General features: G+C 64.7%; 22 protein-coding genes. 15 read left to right on the top strand and 7 right to left on the bottom strand.

Annotated features, from left to right (window positions below; genetic code table 11):
• Nucleotides 1-29: 29 nt before the first annotated feature.
• The 4 genes from BMI87_RS16995 to BMI87_RS16980 all read right to left on the bottom strand — a co-directional run bounded on the left by BMI87_RS16995 (nt 30) and on the right by BMI87_RS16980 (nt 3,214).
• A complete protein-coding gene (locus BMI87_RS16995; RefSeq protein ID WP_078522811.1) occupies nt 30-1,004 on the bottom strand; it encodes a beta-ketoacyl-ACP synthase III in 975 nt (324 codons plus the stop codon).
• Nucleotides 1,001-2,122 carry a phosphate acyltransferase PlsX gene (plsX, locus tag BMI87_RS16990; protein WP_078522910.1) on the bottom strand — a complete coding sequence of 374 codons (1,122 nt, stop codon included), beginning with the start codon at nt 2,120-2,122 and terminating at the stop codon, nt 1,001-1,003. The genes BMI87_RS16995 and plsX overlap by 4 nt, the downstream gene beginning before the upstream one ends.
• Before the next feature lie 78 nt (nt 2,123-2,200).
• On the bottom strand, nt 2,201-2,407 hold the full coding sequence (gene rpmF / locus BMI87_RS16985) for a 50S ribosomal protein L32 (protein WP_078522810.1): 207 nt from the start codon (nt 2,405-2,407) through the stop codon (nt 2,201-2,203).
• 216 nt (nt 2,408-2,623) lie between these two features.
• Nucleotides 2,624-3,214: a DUF177 domain-containing protein gene (locus tag BMI87_RS16980; RefSeq protein WP_078522809.1), complete on the bottom strand. Its 591-nt coding sequence runs from the start codon at nt 3,212-3,214 to the stop codon at nt 2,624-2,626.
• Nucleotides 3,215-3,384: 170 nt separating this feature from the next.
• Between BMI87_RS16980 and BMI87_RS16975 the strand changes: the two genes are divergently transcribed.
• The 10 genes from BMI87_RS16975 (at nt 3,385) to proB (ending at nt 12,521) form a co-directional block, all read left to right on the top strand.
• Nucleotides 3,385-3,837, top strand: a complete 453-nt coding sequence (locus BMI87_RS16975) for an outer membrane protein assembly factor BamE (protein ID WP_078522808.1) — start codon at nt 3,385-3,387, stop codon at nt 3,835-3,837.
• A 50-nt stretch (nt 3,838-3,887) separates the two neighbouring features.
• Nucleotides 3,888-4,604 carry a GNAT family N-acetyltransferase gene (locus BMI87_RS16970; RefSeq protein ID WP_078522807.1) on the top strand — a complete coding sequence of 239 codons (717 nt, stop codon included), beginning with the start codon at nt 3,888-3,890 and terminating at the stop codon, nt 4,602-4,604.
• A 141-nt stretch (nt 4,605-4,745) separates the two neighbouring features.
• Nucleotides 4,746-6,575: an ABC-F family ATP-binding cassette domain-containing protein gene (locus BMI87_RS16965; RefSeq protein ID WP_078522806.1), complete on the top strand. Its 1,830-nt coding sequence runs from the start codon at nt 4,746-4,748 to the stop codon at nt 6,573-6,575.
• Nucleotides 6,576-6,730: 155 nt separating this feature from the next.
• A complete protein-coding gene (locus tag BMI87_RS16960; protein ID WP_078522805.1) occupies nt 6,731-7,849 on the top strand; it encodes a CaiB/BaiF CoA-transferase family protein in 1,119 nt (372 codons plus the stop codon).
• A 192-nt stretch (nt 7,850-8,041) separates the two neighbouring features.
• Nucleotides 8,042-8,674: a 50S ribosomal protein L21 gene (locus tag BMI87_RS16955; RefSeq protein WP_078522804.1), complete on the top strand. Its 633-nt coding sequence runs from the start codon at nt 8,042-8,044 to the stop codon at nt 8,672-8,674.
• Between the two features lie 12 nt (nt 8,675-8,686).
• Complete coding sequence (gene rpmA / locus BMI87_RS16950; RefSeq protein WP_075775480.1) at nt 8,687-8,956, top strand: 50S ribosomal protein L27; 270 nt, start codon at nt 8,687-8,689, stop codon at nt 8,954-8,956.
• A gap of 209 nt (nt 8,957-9,165) precedes the next feature.
• On the top strand, nt 9,166-9,702 hold the full coding sequence (locus tag BMI87_RS16945; protein ID WP_078522803.1) for a GNAT family N-acetyltransferase: 537 nt from the start codon (nt 9,166-9,168) through the stop codon (nt 9,700-9,702).
• A gap of 72 nt (nt 9,703-9,774) precedes the next feature.
• A complete protein-coding gene (locus BMI87_RS16940; RefSeq protein ID WP_078522802.1) occupies nt 9,775-10,290 on the top strand; it encodes a GNAT family N-acetyltransferase in 516 nt (171 codons plus the stop codon).
• Nucleotides 10,291-10,386: 96 nt separating this feature from the next.
• The gene (gene obgE, locus BMI87_RS16935) at nt 10,387-11,415 is read left to right on the top strand and encodes a GTPase ObgE (protein ID WP_078522801.1); all 1,029 of its coding nucleotides are present in this window, start codon (nt 10,387-10,389) and stop codon (nt 11,413-11,415) included.
• Nucleotides 11,403-12,521 carry a glutamate 5-kinase gene (proB, locus tag BMI87_RS16930; RefSeq protein WP_078522800.1) on the top strand — a complete coding sequence of 373 codons (1,119 nt, stop codon included), beginning with the start codon at nt 11,403-11,405 and terminating at the stop codon, nt 12,519-12,521. The genes obgE and proB overlap by 13 nt, the downstream gene beginning before the upstream one ends.
• A gap of 6 nt (nt 12,522-12,527) precedes the next feature.
• On the opposite strand, the gene BMI87_RS16925 is transcribed toward proB, so the two are convergent.
• Complete coding sequence (locus BMI87_RS16925; RefSeq protein ID WP_078522799.1) at nt 12,528-13,316, bottom strand: enoyl-CoA hydratase; 789 nt, start codon at nt 13,314-13,316, stop codon at nt 12,528-12,530.
• A 63-nt stretch (nt 13,317-13,379) separates the two neighbouring features.
• Here BMI87_RS16925 and BMI87_RS16920 point away from each other — a divergent pair, with 63 nt between their 5' ends.
• The 3 genes from BMI87_RS16920 to rpsI all read left to right on the top strand — a co-directional run bounded on the left by BMI87_RS16920 (nt 13,380) and on the right by rpsI (nt 15,012).
• Nucleotides 13,380-13,808 carry a PaaI family thioesterase gene (locus BMI87_RS16920; protein WP_078522798.1) on the top strand — a complete coding sequence of 143 codons (429 nt, stop codon included), beginning with the start codon at nt 13,380-13,382 and terminating at the stop codon, nt 13,806-13,808.
• A 239-nt stretch (nt 13,809-14,047) separates the two neighbouring features.
• The gene (gene rplM, locus BMI87_RS16915; protein ID WP_078522797.1) at nt 14,048-14,509 is read left to right on the top strand and encodes a 50S ribosomal protein L13; all 462 of its coding nucleotides are present in this window, start codon (nt 14,048-14,050) and stop codon (nt 14,507-14,509) included.
• Nucleotides 14,510-14,511: 2 nt separating this feature from the next.
• Nucleotides 14,512-15,012 (top strand): 30S ribosomal protein S9, encoded by a 501-nt coding sequence (rpsI, locus tag BMI87_RS16910; protein WP_078522796.1) that lies wholly within the window; start codon nt 14,512-14,514, stop codon nt 15,010-15,012.
• A 273-nt stretch (nt 15,013-15,285) separates the two neighbouring features.
• Here rpsI and bfr read toward each other — a convergent pair whose 3' ends face one another.
• Both bfr and BMI87_RS16900 read right to left on the bottom strand, forming a co-directional pair.
• Nucleotides 15,286-15,771 (bottom strand): bacterioferritin, encoded by a 486-nt coding sequence (bfr, locus tag BMI87_RS16905; protein WP_078522795.1) that lies wholly within the window; start codon nt 15,769-15,771, stop codon nt 15,286-15,288.
• Complete coding sequence (locus tag BMI87_RS16900) at nt 15,755-16,012, bottom strand: bacterioferritin-associated ferredoxin (RefSeq protein ID WP_075775471.1); 258 nt, start codon at nt 16,010-16,012, stop codon at nt 15,755-15,757. Before BMI87_RS16900 ends, bfr begins: the two co-directional genes overlap by 17 nt.
• A gap of 181 nt (nt 16,013-16,193) precedes the next feature.
• On the opposite strand from BMI87_RS16900, the gene BMI87_RS16895 reads away from it, so the two are divergent.
• Both BMI87_RS16895 and pssA read left to right on the top strand, forming a co-directional pair.
• Nucleotides 16,194-16,892, top strand: a complete 699-nt coding sequence (locus BMI87_RS16895; RefSeq protein ID WP_078522794.1) for a phosphatidylserine decarboxylase — start codon at nt 16,194-16,196, stop codon at nt 16,890-16,892.
• Between the two features lie 21 nt (nt 16,893-16,913).
• On the top strand, nt 16,914-17,660 hold the full coding sequence (pssA, locus tag BMI87_RS16890; protein WP_078522793.1) for a CDP-diacylglycerol--serine O-phosphatidyltransferase: 747 nt from the start codon (nt 16,914-16,916) through the stop codon (nt 17,658-17,660).
• Nucleotides 17,661-18,123: the final 463 nt, after the last annotated feature.

The following is an 18,123-nucleotide window of genomic DNA, read 5'->3' as shown; positions in this document are numbered from 1 at the left end:
CGCGTAAAACGAATGCAGGGAGGCCGCGCTTACCAGCGCAGGACGACCGAACCCCATGCCAGACCGCCGCCGATCGCCTCGGTGACCAGCACCTGGCCTTCCTTGATCTGGCCGCGTTGCTTGCCGACAGAGAGGGCCAGCGGGATCGAGGCCGCAGAGGTGTTGCCGTGGTCCTGAACCGTGACGATCACGCGGTCCATCGGCAGCTGCATCCGCTCGGCCGTGGCCGAGATGATGCGCAGGTTCGCCTGATGTGGCACGATCCAGTCGACGTTCTCACCGGTCAGCCCGGCCTTATCGAGCGCCTTGTGGGCGGTCTCGGCCAACTTGGTGACGGCGTGTTTGAAAACCGCGTTGCCCTGCATGCGCAGATGGCCCGCCGTGCCGGTGGTGGACACGCCGCCATCGACATAGAGCAGATCCTTGTAGCGCCCGTCGGAATGCAGATCGGACGACAGGATGCCGCGATCATTCGCCGTGCCGGTGCCTTCGGCGGCCTCGAGGACCAGCGCGCCTGCGCCGTCGCCAAAGAGCACACAGGTGCCCCGGTCGGTCCAGTCCATGATCCGCGAGAAGGTTTCGGCGCCGATCACCAGCACGCGCTCTGCCTGACCCGACAGGATCAGCCCGTTCGCATTGGTCAGTGCGAAGATGAAGCCCGCGCAGACGGCCTGCACGTCATAGGCAAAGCCCGTGGTCGAGCCCAGTCCCGCCTGAACCATCGTGGCGACGGAGGGGAAGGTGCTGTCGGGCGTGGAGGTCGCGACGACGATCGCGTCGATCTGGTCGACGCTCATATTCGCGTCTTCGAGCGCGGCCTCCGCGGCCTTGATCGCGAGATCGGAGGTATATTCCCCTTCGGCGGCGATGTGGCGACGCTCGATCCCGGTACGCCCGCGAATCCATTCATCCGTGGTATCGAGCGTTTTCTCGAACTCGGCGTTCTCGACAACGCGCTCGGGCAGGTAATGGCCTACGCCGCGCACCACGGATCTGATCGTCATTGGCTGCTCTCGCTTTTCTCGGCGGCAGATGGCGCGCCGGATTTGGTCTCATCCTGCCCCGAGGGAAGGGTGGTGGCAACCCGTGCGGCAAGCTTCGCGCCGAAGCCCGAGCGTGCCAGACGGGCGGCCAGTTCGATCGCGGCGGCGAAGCTGGTGGCATCCGCCGAGCCGTGCGATTTCACGACCGTGCCGTTGAGGCCGAGGAAGACGCCGCCATTGGCGCGGCGCGGATCTGTCTTGTGCCGCAGGCGCTTGAGCGCACCCATCGCGAAGAGGGCGCCCAGCTTTGACATCACCGAAGAGGTCAGCGCCTCGCGCAGGAGTTCGGCCACGAATTTCGCGGTGCCCTCGCCGGTTTTCAGCGCGACATTGCCGGTGAATCCGTCGGTCACGATTACGTCGGCGCGTGCGCCGGCCAGCTCATTACCCTCGACGAAACCCGCGAAGTCGAACTGCCCCGCCTCTTGGGCGTTGCTGATCAGCTCATAGGCTTCTTTGAGCTCGGGGCGGCCTTTGTGCTCTTCGGTGCCGATATTCAGCAGACCGATGCGCGGACGCTCCAGCCCCAGCGCGTTGCGCGCGTAGGAGGTGCCCATCAGAGCATAAGTCAGAAGATCCTCCGCATCGGCTTTCACGTCAGCGCCCATATCGAGCATGACGTTCCAGCCCGCAGGCCCGCGGGAGGGCCAGAAGGAGGCGATGGCCGGACGGTTCACGCCCGGCATTTTGCGCAGCCGCATCATCGAGATCAGCATCAGCGCCCCGGTATTCCCGCAGGAGACCGCGACATCGGCCTCCTTGTCGCGGACCGATTCGATGGCCGACCACATGGAGGTGTCCTGCCCGTTGCGCAGAACCTGCGCGGGCTTGTCCTCCATCGTGACGGTCCGCTCGGCATGACGCAGATCGACACAGTCACCAAGATCGTGCTTGGCGATCAGCGGTTCGAGCTGCGCGCGCGGGCCGTGGATGATGAAATGCAGATCGGGGTGAGCGCGATGCGCCTTCGCGACGCCGGCAATCGTGGCCTCGGGGCCAAGATCGCCGCCCATCGCGTCAACGGACAGAACGACAGCGCCGGCATTCGCCGGCGCTTTGCCCTTCTGGGCGGCTCGCATTTCTGCGGCCTTCATCTGCGATCCCGACTGCGGCTGGTCCTGCGTATCTTGCATGACGTGCGGCGCGGGTCGACGGGCTTACGCCGCGTCGTCGTCCAGATCGACCTCTTCGGTCAGAGCGACGACCTCACGGTCGGCGTAGTGACCGCAGGACGGGCAGACGTGGTGCGGGCGCTTGAGTTCGCCGCAGCTGGGGCATTCCGCCGGGTTGCCAGCGGTAAGCGAGTCGTGGGCGCGGCGCATGTTACGGCGCGAACGCGTGACTTTATTCTGAGGGACAGCCATGTCTCAACCTCGGGGTTTCGGGGGCCAGTAGCCCGTGTTTGCGGCGTTACAGCCCTGATTTTCCTTGTGGTTTCGTCACTTGGCCGAAAGCGTCTCTCGGGGTGCGAAGCCAAACGTCGAATGAGGCCGGGAACATACTCGGATTCTTTTTCCGTGCAAGCCTTTTTTCCGGCCATTTTTCAAGCGGTTTCGGGCGGTGCGAAACCGCGTCTGCCACTATGCGTCGCCCTTACCGTTTTCGCCCTTGGCAAGCAAGTCGCGCAGATTGGCAAATGGCTTCATCTGTTCGTCGCTGAGCGGCTCGGCGCCCGGCTCGGTCACTTGCGCGCCTTCCAGTTCCGCGTCTGCTGCACGCGGATAAAGCGGCAGGGCCAGCTCCATCGCCTCGAGCGCGACCACGCCGAGATTCACCGTCGTGGGCAACGGTTCGGCGGTGTCATCCTCGGGCATCTCGACCTCTTCGGAGGTCGGCATCTCCATATCGGCGAGATAACGCCGCACCACCTCTTCGCGAATATCGGTCGTGACCGGGGCGAGGGTGATCACACAATCCTGAACCACGCGGGCCTCGAGGGTCGCGCGCAATTCCCAGTCCGAGCGGCCCTTCGGCGCAAGCTCGCCCTTGAGGCGCAGCGCCTCGACGTCGCGAATATCTGCCCAGTCTGCGATCGCCTTGAGCCGCTCTCCCTTGGCTTCGATGTCGAAGCGCGTGGGTTTGCGGCTGGGCAGATCGGCCAGCCGCATGGGCTCGCTCCAGATCGTCTCGGGGGCGGCGGGCAGGTCGGGATCGACGGGGGTCTGTGTCATGTCCGGCTCCTTGTTTTGGGTCGCTCGGTGTTGTCCTGCGACCCTTTGCATGCGCCCGAGTGCCCAATCGGCGCGCTCTAGCGCTTGAGGGCGGCGCAGTCATGATGTAAGCGTCACTAAAAGCCCGAAGTGTCAGAGGCAATAGGGGGTTGCAGGTGGGGATCGGTTCTATGATGCGCAAGGCCATGCTGTTTATCGCGTTCGGCGTGGTGCTTTTCGCGGGCGCCTGCTCTCCGATTTACCGTAACCACGGCTATGTGCCGATTGACCAAGACCTCGCCCAGATCGAGGTCGGCAAGAGCACGCGTGATGATGTCGCGGCCGCGATCGGGCGGCCCAGCTCGACCGGGCTTCTGGAAGGCTCGGGCTGGTATTACGTCGGTTCGCGTTGGAAAACCGTGACCTGGCACGCCCCTGAGGAAATCAGCCGGGAAGTCGTCGCCGTGTCGTTCAACGACAATGGCGTCGTCACCAATGTCGAACGCTTCGGGCTTGAGAAAGGTCAGGTCGTGACGCTGTCGCGCCGTGTGACCGAGAGCAAGGTCAAGGGCATCGGCTTCCTGCGCCAGCTTATGGGCTCGATCGGTCGTATCAATGCGGGTCAGGTTCTCGGCGACAACTGATCGCGACGGGGCGGCCGATAGCCGGCCGCCGCCATGACCCGCGAGGTCGCATGTCCCTGAGTTTCGCAAAAGGTGCCTATCAGGTCCGCGAGGCACAAAGTCCGGATGACCGCGAGGCGGCGCTGCGCCTGCGCGCCGATGCGTTTCGTGCCGGGACTTCCGATGCAGACCACTTCGACCCGCTCTGCCGCCACATCCTTATTTGCGACGATCACGGACCCGCCGCCGCCGCGCGGCTTTTGCTGCTGGAGGATGGGGCCGCGCTGTCTGAGGGCTATTGCGCACAGTTCTACGATCTCGCGCCGCTCGCAGCATGGGCCGGGCCGATCCTCGAACTGGGCCGCTTCTGCGCCCGTCCGAGCCTGCGCGACCCGGACGTGCTGCGTCTGGGTTGGGCCGCGATCACCCGGATCGCGGAGGAGAGTGGCGCCGCGCTTCTGATCGGATGCTCCTCTTTCACGGGCAGTGACTGGCAGGCGCATCGCGCAGGGCTCGCGCATCTCGCTGCCCGCGCTTTGGGGCCCGCTACCTTGCGCCCACGTCCCAAAGCGCCCGAACGCGTGGACTATCCCGCCGCGCTCGCAGGGGAGACGGGCGATGTCAGCGCATTGCCGCCGCTGCTGCGCTCTTATCTCGGCATGGGCGGTTGGGTGTCGGATCACGCGGTGCTCGATCGCGACCTCGACACCTGTCACGTCTTCACCGCGCTGGAGATCTCCGCGATCCCCGAGGCGCGGCGACGTAGCTTGCGGGCGCTGGCACGTTAAGACCGGCGGCGGGGTGCGCTGAGAGTGCGGATGCCTCCGGCGGGGATATTTGTTCCAAGGGGAAGGGGATGCGGGCGCGCACAGGGGCTGCGTCGCGCATGGCCCATTGACCTTTCGCCAAGGCCCGCTTAGCTCGCGAGCATGGCACGCGCACCGCTTTTACAGCTTTCCGACATATCGCTCACCTTCGGCGGCAACCCCGTATTCGAAGGGCTCTCCCTCACCGTCCAGCAAGGCGACCGAGTCGCGCTGGTGGGCCGAAACGGCTCGGGCAAATCCACCTTGATGAAGGTGATGGCCGGGCTGATAGAGCCGGATTCGGGGACGCGAGTCGTGCCGCCTGGCATTTCTGTGGGCTATATGGAGCAGGAGCCTGACCTGTCGGGCTTCGCGACTTTGGGCGATTTCGCCGCCTCCGAACTGGACCCGGCCGAGGCCTACAAGGTCGAGATGGTCGCAGAGGGGCTGAAGTTCAAACCCGAGACCCCTGTCGAGACGGCCTCGGGGGGCGAGCGTCGCCGTGCGGCGCTGGCGAAGCTTCTGGGCGAGGGGCCGGAGCTGATGCTGCTCGACGAGCCGACGAACCATCTCGATATTGAGGCGATCGCCTGGCTGGAAAACCAGCTGAAGGAGACCCGCAAGGCGTTCGTGCTGATTTCGCACGACCGCGCCTTCCTGCGCGCGCTGACGCGGGCCACGCTCTGGATCGACCGGGGCGAAGTGCGCCGCAATGAAGAGGGCTTCGAGACGTTCGAGGAATGGCGCGAAAAGGCTTGGGCGGAGGAAGACGACGCCCGCCACAAACTCAATCGCAAGATCAAGGCCGAGGCGCGTTGGGCGGTCGAAGGCATCTCGGCGCGGCGCAAGCGCAATCAGGGCCGCCTGCGCGCTCTGCAGGCGCTGCGCGCCGAGCGCGCGGGGCAGATCAAGCGGCAGGGCGTGGCCGCGATGGAGCTCGACTCGGGCCAGCAGTCGGGCAAGCGCGTGATCGAGGCCACGGGCCTGTCCAAGCGCTATGGCGACAAGCAGATCGTGAAGGATTTCGACCTGCGCGTGCTGCGCGGGGATCGCGTGGCTTTCGTCGGTCCCAATGGAGTTGGCAAGACGACGCTTCTGAAGATGCTGACCGGCGAGGTCGCACCCGATGAAGGCGCGGTAAAGCTGGGCACGAATCTCGAGATCGCCGTCTTCGATCAGGCGCGTGCGACGCTCAATCCCGAGCAGACGCTTTGGGACGGGCTGGTGAACGACCCGGACATGGCGGTGAAGGGGCGCTCCGATCAGGTGATGGTGCGCGGCACCCCGAAACATGTCGTGGGCTACCTGAAGGACTTCCTGTTCGACGAGCAGCAGGCGCGCGGCCCGATCCGGTCGTTGTCGGGCGGTGAGCGCGCGCGGCTTCTTCTGGCGCGGATCATGGCGAAACCCTCGAACCTGCTGATTCTCGACGAGCCGACCAACGATCTCGACGTGGAGACGCTCGATCTGCTGCAGGATCTGCTGGGCGAATATGACGGCACGGTGCTGTTGGTCAGCCACGACCGCGATTTCATCGACCGCGTCGCCAGCACGACCATCGCGATGGAAGGCGACGGGCGCGCCACCGTCTATGCGGGCGGCTGGTCGGATTATCAGGCGCAAAAGGCCGAGGCCGCACCGGAGGCCAAGCCCGCGCCGAAGAAGGACGCCCCCAAGGCAGAGGGTAAGCCCGCCGCGCCCCAGAAAGCTGCGCCGAAGAAATCCGGCCTCAGCTTTACCGAGAAGCATCGGCTGGAGGAGCTGCCCGGCGTGATCGAGAAGCTCGAGCACGAGATTTCCAAGATCAACGAATTGCTCGCCGATCCCGATCTCTTCACCCGCGAGCCTGTGAAATTCGCCAAGGCCACCGAGATGCTGAGCGACCGCCAGTCGGCGCTCGACGCGGCCGAGGTCGAATGGCTCGAGCTCGAAGAGAAAGCGCAGAACGCCTAAACCCTTCGCGCGCGGCTCGGTCGGATGCCTCCGGCGGGGATATTTGATCCAAGCCGAAGGGGAGGGCATTCTCTTTCGGATTGGCAGAAATATCCCCGGGGGCTGGCGGAGCCAGCGGGGCAGAGCCCCTCTGACGGGGCAATAAGGAGGGGCGCATGACCAAGCGAACGGGGGCCGAGCGGACGGGACCGCTCAGCGGGCTGCGCATTGTCGAGATTTCCGGGCTGGGGCCGACGCCGTTCGCGGCGATGTGTCTGGCCGATTTCGGGGCCGAGGTGATCCGCATCGCGCGGCCTGGCTCGGGCGGGGCCAAGAATCATGTGCTGGGGCTGGAGGTCGACGTGCTCGACCGGGGCCGCGACGTGGTGGAGCTGGATCTCAAATCCGACGCCGGGCGCGAGGCGGTGCGCAGGCTGATCGCCCGCGCCGACGGGGTGATTGAAGGCATGCGCCCGGGCGTGATGGAGCGGCTTGGGCTGGGGCCCGAGGATTTCCCCGATCATCCGGCGCTGGTCTATGGACGGATGACGGGCTGGGGGCAGGAAGGACCGCTGTCGCAAACCGCGGGCCATGACATCAATTACCTGTCTCTGACCGGAGCGCTGCATGCGATGGGCGGTGAGGCGCCCGCGATCCCGCTCAACCTTCTGGGCGATTTTGGTGGTGGCGGGATCTATCTCGCCTTCGGGATGCTGGCGGCGCTGTGGCGCGCGCGCGAGACCGGGCGGGGGCAGGTCGTCGATTGCGCGATCACCGACGGGGTGGCGCATCTGATGGCGATGATCACCGGGATGGCCGGGCAGGGGGCGTGGACGGATCGGCGGCAGGCGAATCTGCTTGATGGCGCCGCGCCGTTCTACACGGTCTATGAATGTGCCTGCGGTGGGCATATGGCGGTGGGGGCACTCGAGCCACAATTCTACGCGGCACTGATCGCGGGGCTGGGATTCGCGCCTCAGGACTTGCCTGCGCGCGAGCCGCGTGCGAACTGGCCAGCCTTGCGTGACGCTTTCGCTGAGCGCTTCGCGACTCGCAGCCGGGATGACTGGGCCGAGGTCTTCGCGGGCAGCGATGCCTGCGCGACGCCGGTTCTGTCGATCGCTGAGGCCATTGCGCATCCGCAGAATGCCGAACGCGGCGCTTATGTCGACCTCGACGGCATCGCCCAGCCCGCCCCCGCGCCGCGCCTCTCGGCCACGCCGGGGCAGGCGGGGGCACAGGGTCGCCGGATCTCTGCGGCGGAGGCGCTCGCCCGCTGGAGCGAATGCGGATAAAACCTCGTTTTTCCTTGACAGACGGGGGCTGATCCCCGATATCGGCCCGACCCGGCGGAGAGGCTTCTTTCCGCCGGGCCTCGTTTTTGCAACTTCGCTCCCATGAGGAGCGCGCAGTCCGACGGCGGGCCGACAGGTCCAACGAACTCCGATCAGGGGCCACAGGGCGCGGATGAAGAAAAGGAAAGACCCATGTTTGCGGTCCTCAAGACCGGCGGCAAGCAATACAAAGTTCAGGCGGGCGATCTGCTCCGCGTGGAACTGCTCGCAGCCGAAGCTGGCGATAAAGTCCAGTTCAACGAGATTCTGATGGTCGGCGGCGACAAGCCCCAGTTCGGCACCCCGCTCGTCGAAGGTGCGGCCGTGCAGGCGGAAGTCATCGACAACATCAAGGCCGACAAGGTCATCACCTACCACAAGCGTCGTCGTAAGCACTCGTCGCAGCGTACCCGTGGTCACCGTCAGCAGCTGACCCTGCTGCGCGTCACCGACGTCCTCGCCACCGGCGGCGACAAGTCGGGCGTGAAGGAAGCCGTGGGCACCGCGATCGCACGTCGTGCAGCGCATGGTGGCAAAGGCGAAGCCGCTCCGGCCAAGCCCGCCAAGGCCGCTGCTGCTCCGAAAGCCGCGCCGAAGGCTGATGCCGCCGTCGCGGAAGCGGACGATCTGAAGGTCATCACCGGTCTCGGCCCGGCGGCCGAGAAGAAGCTGAACGAAGCTGGCATCACCACCTACGCTCAGCTCGCTTCGGTCGATCCCGAAACCTTTGAAGCTACCAAGGTCAAGCCCGACTGGGTCGAGCAGGCCAAAGAGCTCGCGAAATAAGGAGAGACACCCATGGCACACAAGAAAGCAGGCGGTTCATCCCGTAACGGCCGCGACTCTGCGGGTCGTCGTCTTGGCGTGAAACTGTTCGGCGGTCAGGCTGCGATCCCGGGCAACATCATCGTGCGTCAGCGCGGCACCAAGTGGTGGCCGGGTGAAGGCGTCGGCCTCGGCAAGGATCACACCATCTTTGCAACGGCTGAAGGCCGCGTCACCTTCCATAAAGGCCTCAAGGGCCGCACCTTCGTATCGGTCCTCCCGGCTGCGGAGGCCGCCGAGTAACCCGACCGACGAACGTGTCACAAAATCGGGGGATCGGCTGAAAGGCCGGTCCCCTTTCTCGTTGCGGTGCAGCACGAAAATGTTTGCAATTGCGGCGAGAAAATTTACCGGGTCGGGGGATGTATCGTCATCCTACTGTCCTATTTATTTACTAGGACCACGCGGCAGGAGGGGCCGCCGGTTCGTCCGCGTTTCGAGGAGGAGCGCCCATGTACCAGGAGACGATTTCCACCCAACCCGTGATCGAAACGGAGCGCTTCGTGCTGCGCCCGCTGCGCCGTTCGGATGCCGGTCTGATCGAGATGTATTCCGGCGATAAACGCGTCGCGGAAGGCACTCGCGCGATCCCGCATCCGCTGCCGCCCGGCACGGCCGAGAATTTCATCACACGCGCACAGGCTGACGACCGCGTCGAAGACGTCTGGGCGATCGATGGCTCGCGCCATGGCATGGGCGAGCTGCTGGGTGTCGTCTCGCTGACCCGTCTCGACGACGATCAGTCCGAGATCGGCTATTGGGTTGGACCGGGGTTCTGGAATACGGGCCTCGCCTCCGAGGCGGTCGCCGCGATCATCGAAGCGAACCCGCAAGACGCGCGCACGCTTTTTGCCGAGGTGTTTCAGGACAATCCGGGCTCGGCCCGTGTCCTGACCAATTGCGGCTTCGAGTATCTGGGCGATGCGGAAAGCTGGTCGCTCGCGCGCGGTCGCCATGTTCCGACTTGGACCTATCTGCGCAAAATGTAACGGAGACCGAGAGCGTGGACGGGAGGGCGCTGCCCTCCTGAACCCTCCCGGGATATTTGGGCCAAGAGGAAGATGCACCGGATCGAAACGCCGCGCCTTGTCTTGCGTCCCCTGACTTCGAAAGATGTCGATGCGATCACGCATGCCGCGAATGATTTCGAGGTCGCGCGCTGGCTCACGCGGATGCCGCATCCCTACAGTAAAACCGATGCCGAGACGCTGGTCGCTGCCGGTCGCGTCCATCTCGGACGTGTTTGGGGGATTACGCGAGACCGAGGTTTTTGCGGCCTCATCGGGAAGGTCGGCGCTTTCGGCTATTGGTTGGGGCGAGACCATTGGGGTCACGGTTGCGCGACCGAAGCAGGGCGTGCCGTCATCGCCGTGCATTTCGATGCCGCGGATGCGAAGCCGCTAGTGGCGGGGTATTTCGAGGGCAATCACCGGTCGCGCAGGGTGCTCGAAAAGCTCGGATTTCGCGCCAATGGCGAGTCGCTTCAGGAAAACCGGGCGCTCGGGCGAAAGCTCCGGCACTTCGACATGATCTGCGAAAGCCCGCCTCGCGACGCGCATTCCCCTTCCTCTTGGTGAAAATATCCCAGAGGTGTGGGGGCCGCGCCCCCACGCGGCGCTTGATCCTGCGCGCGCGGGCAGCTATCCCGGCGCCTTGATGAAAGGGGCCTGACCATGAAATTCCTCGATCTTGCCAAGGTCTATATCCGCTCGGGCGGCGGCGGCGCGGGCTGCGTCTCGTTCCGGCGCGAGAAGTATATCGAATTCGGCGGCCCCGATGGCGGCGACGGCGGCAAGGGCGGCTCGGTCTGGATCGAGGCGGTCGAAGGGCTCAACACGCTCATCGATTTCCGCTACCAGCAGCATTTCTTCGCAAAAACCGGCCAGCACGGCATGGGCAGCCAATGCACCGGCAAGGACGGCGATGACGTCGTGCTGAAAGTGCCGGTTGGCACCGAGATTCTCGACGAGGATCAGGAGACGCTGATCGCCGACATGACCGAGGTGGGCCAGCGCGTGCTGCTCGCCAAGGGCGGCAATGGCGGCTGGGGCAACCTGCATTTCAAATCCTCGACCAACCGTGCGCCGCAACGCGCGAATCCCGGTCAGGAAGGTGTCGAGCGCACGATCTGGCTGCGCCTGAAGCTGATCGCGGATGCGGGGCTTCTGGGTCTGCCCAACGCGGGCAAGTCCACCTTCCTCGCGGCGACCTCGAATGCGCGGCCCAAGATCGCGGATTATCCGTTCACGACGCTGGTGCCCAATCTTGGCGTTGTAGGTATCGACGGGCGCGAATTCGTGGTGGCCGATATTCCGGGGCTGATCGAAGGCGCCTCCGAAGGGCGGGGGCTGGGCGATCAGTTTTTGGGCCATGTCGAGCGCTGCTCGGTGCTGCTGCATCTGGTGGATGGCACGGCGGAGGACCCGGTCGAGGATTGGCGCACGATCATCGGCGAGTTGGAGGCCTATTCGGAAATCCTCGCTCAGAAGCCGCGCGTCACCGTGCTCAACAAGATCGACGCGATTGACGACGAGACGCTGGCCGAGCGCAAGGCAGAGCTGGAAGAGGCCTCGGGCGGGCGCGTGATGCTGATGTCGGGCGTGTCGAAGAAGGGCGTGCCGGACGTGCTGCGCGCGCTTTGGGCGGAGATCGCCAAGGACAAGCCGAAGCCGGAGGACGAGGGCGGAGCATGGCAACCGTGAGCGCGCCCGCTCTGGCGCAGGCGAAGCGTCTGGTGATCAAAATCGGATCGGCGCTGCTTGTCGATCAGAGCGGATTGCGCGCGGATTGGCTGCGTTCGCTGGCCGCCGATGTGGCGGCTTTGCGCGCCCGCGGCACGGGCGTCGTGATCGTCTCCTCCGGCTCGATTGCGCTGGGGCGGCGGGTGCTCGATCTCTCGGGTGGCACGCTGCCGCTGGAGCAGAGCCAGGCCGCGGCGGCGGTGGGACAGATCCGCCTCGCGCGGGCCTATGAGGAAGTGCTGGGGCCGCATGATGTGAGCACCGCGCAGGTTCTGGTGACGCTGGAAGATACCGCGGATCGCCGCCGCTACCTCAATTCGCGCGCGACGCTAGAGACGCTGCTGAGCCTCGGCGTCGTGCCCATCGTGAACGAGAACGACACGGTCGCGACCGACGAGATTCGCTTCGGCGACAATGACCGGCTGGCCGCCCAGATCGCCGTGACGATCGGGGCGGATCAGCTGCTGCTTCTGTCCGATGTCGACGGGCTTTACACCGCGAACCCCAAGACCGACCCGAGCGCCGAGCATCTGCCGGTGATCGAACACATCACCCCCGAGATCGAGGCGATGGCGGGCGATCCCGTCTCGGGCCTCTCGAAGGGTGGGATGAAGACGAAACTGCTGGCCGCGAAGGTTGCGGTGGCGGGCGGCTGCGCGATGGCGATTGCGGAAGGCTTCGCCGAGCATCCGGTTGCCGCACTGGAGCAGGGCGGGCGCTGCAGCTGGTTCCTGCCCGAGGGCGACCCGCAGGCGGCGCGCAAACGCTGGATCGCGGCGATGAAGCCGCGCGGCGAGCTCTTCGTCGATGAGGGGGCCGCCAACGCTCTGCGTTCTGGCAAGTCGCTGCTGCCCGCCGGGATCACCAAGGTTGTTGGACGCTTCGGGCGCGGCGATCCGGTCACGATTGCGGGGCCGGATCGTGCGGTGCTGGGTAAAGGGCTCGTGCGCTATACCGGTGACGAGGCGCGGCTGATCGCGGGGCACCGCTCGGGCGAGATCGAGGAGATCCTCGGCTATCCCGGCCGCGCGGCGCTGATCCATCGCGACGATATGGTGGTGGGCTGAGCGGGTTTACTCCGCCCAGTCCGGCTTGCGCTTCTCGATGAAGGCCTGCACGCCTTCCTTCGTATCGCGCCAGAGCATATTCTCGACCATCACCGCGGCCGTGTGCTCATAGGCCTGCGCGAGGTCCATATTGGCCTGATCGTAGAAGGCGCGCTTGCCGATCTTCACGGCGGCGCCCAGCTTGCCTGCGATGGTCTGCGCGAGCTTCTCGGTCTCGGCGCCAAGTTCCTCATGCGGCGCGATGCGATTGACCAGCCCGACCTCGCGGGCGCGGGCGGCATCGATGAACTCGCCGGTGGTGAGCATCTCGAAGGCCACCTTGCGCGGCACGTTGCGCGAGAGCGCCACCATCGGGGTCGAGCAGAAGAGCCCGATATTCACCCCGTTCACGCCGAACCGCGTCCCCTCGGCCGCCACGGCCAGATCGCAGGACGCGACCAGCTGACAGCCGGCGGCGGTCGCGATGCCGTGTGCCTCGGCGATCACCGGCTGCGGCAGAGCGGGGATCATCTGCATAACCTCGGCGCAGCGGAAGAAGAGATCGGCGAAATAGGCGCGGCCATGATCCTCGGCTTCGCGCCCGCGCTGCATCTCCTTGAGGTCATGGCCCGCGCAGAACGCCTTGCCCGCGCCGCGCAGCACGACGACCTTGATGCCAGTATCCTCAGCCAGCTCGGAAAACCGCGCCTTGAGCGCGGCCAGCATCGCATCGGACAGCGCGTTGAGGCTGCCGGGGCTGTTCATCGTCAGATGCGCCACCGCGCCCTTATCCTCGCGGATCACCAGATCGGTCATTGAAACTCCTCCTCTTTGGCGAAACTCTAGGGGCGAGCGAGGGACAAGAAAAGGGGAGGGCGCATGGCGCTGATAATGGATCGCGGCGAGCTCGCGGAATTTCTCGACGAGGCGTTTCCGCAGGTGAAAGGCGACTTCGCGATCGAGGCGCTTGATGAGGACGAGCTCGTGGTGCGCCTGAAGGTGGAAGAGCGCCATTTGCGGCCCGGCGGCACGGTTTCGGGGCCGAACATGTTCGCGCTGGCCGATGTCGGGATCTATATCGCGATCCTCGCGCGGATCGGGCGCGTGGCGCTGGCGGTGACGACGAATGCGAGCATCGACTTCATGCGCAAGCCCGCCGCAGGGGCCGACCTGATCGCGAAGATCCGGGTACTCAAGCTGGGCCGCGTCCTCGCCGTGGGCGATGCGCTGATCTATTCCGAGGGCGACGACCGGCCCGTTGCGCGCGCGAGCATGACCTATTCGATTCCGCCGCGCGCGATGGGGTAGGGGCTGCGCTCTCTGCGTCTTCGCCTTGGCGTAAATATCCCGGGGGAGGCGCGGATGCGCCGGGGGCAGAGCCCCCAACCCGGCCCAACATCGCGTCGAGGCGTGGGGTATTTTGATACCTAATTTTTACCCTATTGTTTTTGTTAAATAAATTCCATCGCATCCCACTTGAAAACGCGTCCGGAATCGCGCAAAAGCCCGCATCAGAATTCGAAATACCCCACAAGGGCAGATCACAGATGAAAACCTACACCGCAAAACCCGCGGAGATCGAGAAGAAATGGGTCATCATCGACGCTGAAGGCGTCGTGCTGGGCCGTCTCGCGTCGATCGTCGCAATGCGTCTGCGTGGCAAGCACAAGGCCACCTTCACGCCGCACATGGATATGGGCGACAACGTCATCGTCATCAACGCCGACAAGGTGCAGATGACCGGCAAGAAGCGTGACGACAAGACCTACTACTGGCACACCAACCACCCCGGTGGGATCAAGTCGCGCACCGCGCGTCAGATCCTCGAGGGCGCGCATCCCGAGCGCGTGGTTATGAAGGCGGTCGAGCGCATGATCTCGCGCAACCGTCTGGGTCGTGCACAGATGGCGAACCTGCGTGTCTACGCTGGTGCCGAGCATCCGCACGAAGCGCAACAGCCTGAAGTTCTCGACGTCAAGTCGATGAACAAGAAGAACACCCGGAGCTGATCATGGCCGACGATATCAAGACCCTCGACGATCTGAAATCGGTCGTGACCGGCTCGGACAACGCTGGCGCCACCGAAACCGAAACCTCCACGCCCCGTGAGCCCGTGCGCGACGCGCAAGGCCGCTCCTATGCCACCGGCAAGCGTAAAGACGCGGTCGCCCGCGTCTGGGTCAAGCCGGGCACCGGTAAGGTAGAAGTGAACGGCAAGGCGATGGACAAGTACTTCGCGCGTCCCGTGCTTCAGCTGATCGTGAACCAGCCCTTCGGCGTGGCGAATGTGGACGGCCAGTTCGACGTCTACGCGACCGTCGCAGGCGGCGGCCTCTCGGGCCAGGCCGGTGCAGTCAAGCACGGCATCTCGAAAGCGCTGCAGCTCTACGATCCCTCGCTGCGTCCGGCTCTGAAAGCCGCAGGCTTCCTGACCCGCGACTCGCGCGTTGTGGAACGTAAGAAATACGGCCGTGCGAAAGCCCGTCGTAGCTTCCAGTTCTCGAAGCGCTAAACTTCGCGAGATACGATTTGGAAAGCGGCTCCCATTCGGGGGCCGCTTTTCGTTTGGGGCTCCGCCCCCCGGCGCGTGCCGCGCGTCCCCCGGGATATTTCGGGCAGTTGGAAGGGTGGCGCGAGCTCTGACTTCCAACTGCGTCAAATATCCCGGGGGCGAATTCGGCGAAGCCGAAGCGGGGGCGGCGCCCCCGATCTTTTGCCCGCAAAAAGAAGAAGGCGCCCCGTTCGGAGCGCCTTCGAGCCTGTCTGACCTGCGAGGGGCGGGGGCTTACTCCGTCTCGTCCATCTTGGCGGCGTTGAGCAGGGCGTAATTCTGCGCGCCCACGCGGTCGTAGAGGTCGAGCTGCGTTTCGAGGAAATCGACATGCCCTTCCTCATCCGCGATCAGCTCTTCGAACAGATCCTTCGAGACGTAATCGCGCACGCTTTCGCAATGGTCGCGCGCCTCGCGATAGAGGGTCAGCGCGTCATGCTCGCCCGCCAGATCGCATTCGAGGGTCTCGCGCGGGCCTTCGCCGATGCGTAGCGGGTCGAGTTTTTGCAGGTTGGGATGGCCTTCGAGGAACAGGATGCGCGCGATCAGCTTGTCGGCGTGATGCATCTCCTCGATGGATTCCTCGCGCGATTTCTTCGCCATCGCGGCAAGGCCCCAGTCCTCCTGCATCCGGAAGTGCAGCCAGTATTGCGAAACGGCCGTCAATTCGCTGCGCAGAGCTGCGTTGAGATATTCGATGACCTTAGCGTCGCCCTTCATGTCGTCTTCCTTCCATTGGTGCCTGTCTCAGCCCGGTCAGTTCGACCGGCACTTTCAAATTGGTATTCTTGCGCATCGTGGAAAGAAAGAGCGGCATGCATCCACCGCAGTCGGCCCGCTTCCCGAGCGCGTGATAAATCTTGCCCGGGGTGATGATCGTGCTCGGGTCCGATTTGCGCATCCAGTCGATTGCGGCGTGGATGTCGCGATCGGTGATGGTCTGACAATGGCAGATGATCATGGTCGTGCGCCCTGTTTCCGGGGAGGGGGATTCCTGTCCGCCCATAGGTGAGTAGTTTTGTCGGAAATGTCAATCCGACAGAAAGAGTCGGGGATGGGGCCGGCCCCGGCGTCCGTTTCCCGCCCCGTTTCCATCGCCGCGCAACTGGGGTAAGCACGGGCAAACAGTTCAAGAGGCCCGTATGTCCGTCTCCATGCTCTCCACCTTCGTCAAACCGATGCATCCCGAAGGGCGCAAGTTCGTCGCCATCTTCGCGGGCATCACCTTCATTCTGTTCCTGATCTGGGAGCCTCTGGGCTGGATCGGGGTCGGGCTGACCGTCTGGTGCTATTACTTCTTCCGTGATCCGCCGCGGGTGACGCCCACCCGTGAGGGGCTGATGGTCTCGCCCGCCGATGGCGTGGTCTCTCTGCTGGAGCCGGCGGTGCCGCCGGCGGAGTTGGGTCTTGGCGACAAGCCGATGACCCGCGTCTCGGTCTTCATGTCGGTTTTCAACTGCCACGTAAACCGGCTGCCCTGTGCGGGACGGATTTCGAAGGTCGCCTATCGCCCGGGGAAATTCCTCAATGCCTCGCTCGACAAGGCGAGCTCGGACAATGAGCGCAACGGGCTTGCCGTGACGCTGCCCGATGGCCGCCAGTACGGGGTGGTGCAGATCGCAGGGTTGGTGGCCCGGCGCATCCTGTGCTGGTCGAAAGAAGGCCAGAGCCTGATGACCGGCGAGCGCTTCGGCCTGATCCGGTTCGGCTCGCGACTCGACATCTACCTGCCCGAAGGGGTGAGCCCGCTCGTCTGCATCGGCCAGAACATGGTCGCGGGCGAAACCGTAATTGCCGATCTCGAAAGCACGGAACAAGCGCGCTCCGGCGGCATTCGGTAAGAGAGGCTCGAGGAGGGCGCGATGAAAGACCACGAACTCGACCCGCATGAAAAGGACCGGTTGCCGTTTCTGCAGCTGGTGCCGAACCTCGTCACGATTGCCGGGATGGGGCTGGGGCTGACCTCGATCCGTTTCGCGATGGATGACCGGTTCGAGAGCGCGGTGGTGCTGATCCTGCTCGCGGCGCTGATCGACGGGATGGACGGGCTGCTCGCGCGGCGGCTCAATGCGTCTTCGGATTTCGGAGCGGAGCTCGACAGCCTCTCCGACTTCCTCTGCTTCGGCGTGGCGCCGGGTCTTCTGCTTTACCGCTTCGCCCTGGGGGAGACGCACGCTTTCGGCTGGGTCTTCGTGCTGGTCTATACCGGTGCGGCCTGTCTGCGCCTCGCGCGGTTCAACGTGATGCGCGCCGAGCCCGAGTCGATGCGCCACTTCACGGGGGTGCCCGCACCCGCAGGGGCAGGGCTCGCGCTATTGCCGATGTTCATCAGCTTTGCCGATCTCGGCGATGCGCGCGCGGTGCCGGTGCTTGTGGCGGTCTGGCTGGGCTTTGTCGGCCTGCTGATGATCTCGCGGATCAAGACCTTCTCGCCCAAAGCGATGCGCATTCCGCGCCGCGCGGTGGGTGTGCTGCTGATCGGCACGGTCATCGCGGTGGGGATGGTCTTCACGCGGATCTGGCTGCTGATGGTGATCCTGGCTGCGATCTACGCGGTGATGCTGATCCCTGCGATCTGGAAAGCGCGCGGGAGAATTCTGCGCGCCTGACCTCGCGCCCTCTTCAACACTGCCGAACGCCGCTCCTCCGGGGGCGGCGTTTGCGATTCCAGGGAGGTGTGAGGGCAGGGGAGGCGATTCACCGAAAAGAAGGGGGCGATTCACCATGTCATCAGGGCGATTTTGGGTGATTTGCGCGAAACGGAATCGGGTGACCCCGGGGCAGTATCGAGCGATTCCGTGTCTGCCCATCGGCCCCAAGCCCATCCCCTTTGCTTTTCGCCGCTTTTTTGACCAAGAAAATAAGGGCATCGAGAAAAAAGTGACGATCAGATGAAAAAACCTGTTGCGGACCCCGGTCCCTATGCGTAGAAACCCCCTCACCGAAGCGGCACACACCGCAGCGGGGCGCCGGAAGGGCCAGCGACGCTGACACGGACGGCAACGAACACTACTGAGGTTTGAGGGCGGGCTGCGCTACAAAGTAAGCGCTTCCGGTTCTTTTTGGCCTCAC

The sequence above is a fragment of the Thioclava sp. F28-4 genome, assembly GCF_002020045.1.
GTDB lineage: Bacteria > Pseudomonadota > Alphaproteobacteria > Rhodobacterales > Rhodobacteraceae > Thioclava > Thioclava sediminum.
The sequence above is the reverse complement of the archived record's forward strand: the minus strand, read 5'-3'. Positions and strand labels throughout refer to the sequence as shown.

What these genes read in the sequence shown, in the direction of transcription:
- rpmA (WP_075775480.1), top strand. Translation starts at nt 8,687, where the DNA reads ATGGCACACAAGAAAGCAGGCGGTTCATCCCGTAACGGCCGCGACTCT.
- BMI87_RS16895 (WP_078522794.1), top strand. Translation starts at nt 16,194, where the DNA reads ATGTCCGTCTCCATGCTCTCCACCTTCGTCAAACCGATGCATCCCGAA.
- pssA (WP_078522793.1), top strand. Translation starts at nt 16,914, where the DNA reads ATGAAAGACCACGAACTCGACCCGCATGAAAAGGACCGGTTGCCGTTT.
- BMI87_RS16900 (WP_075775471.1), bottom strand. Translation starts at nt 16,012, where the DNA reads ATGATCATCTGCCATTGTCAGACCATCACCGATCGCGACATCCACGCC.
- BMI87_RS16945 (WP_078522803.1), top strand. Translation starts at nt 9,166, where the DNA reads ATGTACCAGGAGACGATTTCCACCCAACCCGTGATCGAAACGGAGCGC.
- rpmF (WP_078522810.1), bottom strand. Translation starts at nt 2,407, where the DNA reads ATGGCTGTCCCTCAGAATAAAGTCACGCGTTCGCGCCGTAACATGCGC.
- BMI87_RS16970 (WP_078522807.1), top strand. Translation starts at nt 3,888, where the DNA reads ATGTCCCTGAGTTTCGCAAAAGGTGCCTATCAGGTCCGCGAGGCACAA.
- bfr (WP_078522795.1), bottom strand. Translation starts at nt 15,771, where the DNA reads ATGAAGGGCGACGCTAAGGTCATCGAATATCTCAACGCAGCTCTGCGC.
- plsX (WP_078522910.1), bottom strand. Translation starts at nt 2,122, where the DNA reads ATGCGAGCCGCCCAGAAGGGCAAAGCGCCGGCGAATGCCGGCGCTGTC.
- obgE (WP_078522801.1), top strand. Translation starts at nt 10,387, where the DNA reads ATGAAATTCCTCGATCTTGCCAAGGTCTATATCCGCTCGGGCGGCGGC.
- BMI87_RS16980 (WP_078522809.1), bottom strand. Translation starts at nt 3,214, where the DNA reads ATGACACAGACCCCCGTCGATCCCGACCTGCCCGCCGCCCCCGAGACG.
- proB (WP_078522800.1), top strand. Translation starts at nt 11,403, where the DNA reads ATGGCAACCGTGAGCGCGCCCGCTCTGGCGCAGGCGAAGCGTCTGGTG.
- rplM (WP_078522797.1), top strand. Translation starts at nt 14,048, where the DNA reads ATGAAAACCTACACCGCAAAACCCGCGGAGATCGAGAAGAAATGGGTC.
- BMI87_RS16940 (WP_078522802.1), top strand. Translation starts at nt 9,775, where the DNA reads ATGCACCGGATCGAAACGCCGCGCCTTGTCTTGCGTCCCCTGACTTCG.
- BMI87_RS16965 (WP_078522806.1), top strand. Translation starts at nt 4,746, where the DNA reads ATGGCACGCGCACCGCTTTTACAGCTTTCCGACATATCGCTCACCTTC.
- BMI87_RS16925 (WP_078522799.1), bottom strand. Translation starts at nt 13,316, where the DNA reads ATGACCGATCTGGTGATCCGCGAGGATAAGGGCGCGGTGGCGCATCTG.
- BMI87_RS16955 (WP_078522804.1), top strand. Translation starts at nt 8,042, where the DNA reads ATGTTTGCGGTCCTCAAGACCGGCGGCAAGCAATACAAAGTTCAGGCG.
- BMI87_RS16975 (WP_078522808.1), top strand. Translation starts at nt 3,385, where the DNA reads ATGATGCGCAAGGCCATGCTGTTTATCGCGTTCGGCGTGGTGCTTTTC.
- BMI87_RS16920 (WP_078522798.1), top strand. Translation starts at nt 13,380, where the DNA reads ATGGCGCTGATAATGGATCGCGGCGAGCTCGCGGAATTTCTCGACGAG.
- rpsI (WP_078522796.1), top strand. Translation starts at nt 14,512, where the DNA reads ATGGCCGACGATATCAAGACCCTCGACGATCTGAAATCGGTCGTGACC.
- BMI87_RS16960 (WP_078522805.1), top strand. Translation starts at nt 6,731, where the DNA reads ATGACCAAGCGAACGGGGGCCGAGCGGACGGGACCGCTCAGCGGGCTG.
- BMI87_RS16995 (WP_078522811.1), bottom strand. Translation starts at nt 1,004, where the DNA reads ATGACGATCAGATCCGTGGTGCGCGGCGTAGGCCATTACCTGCCCGAG.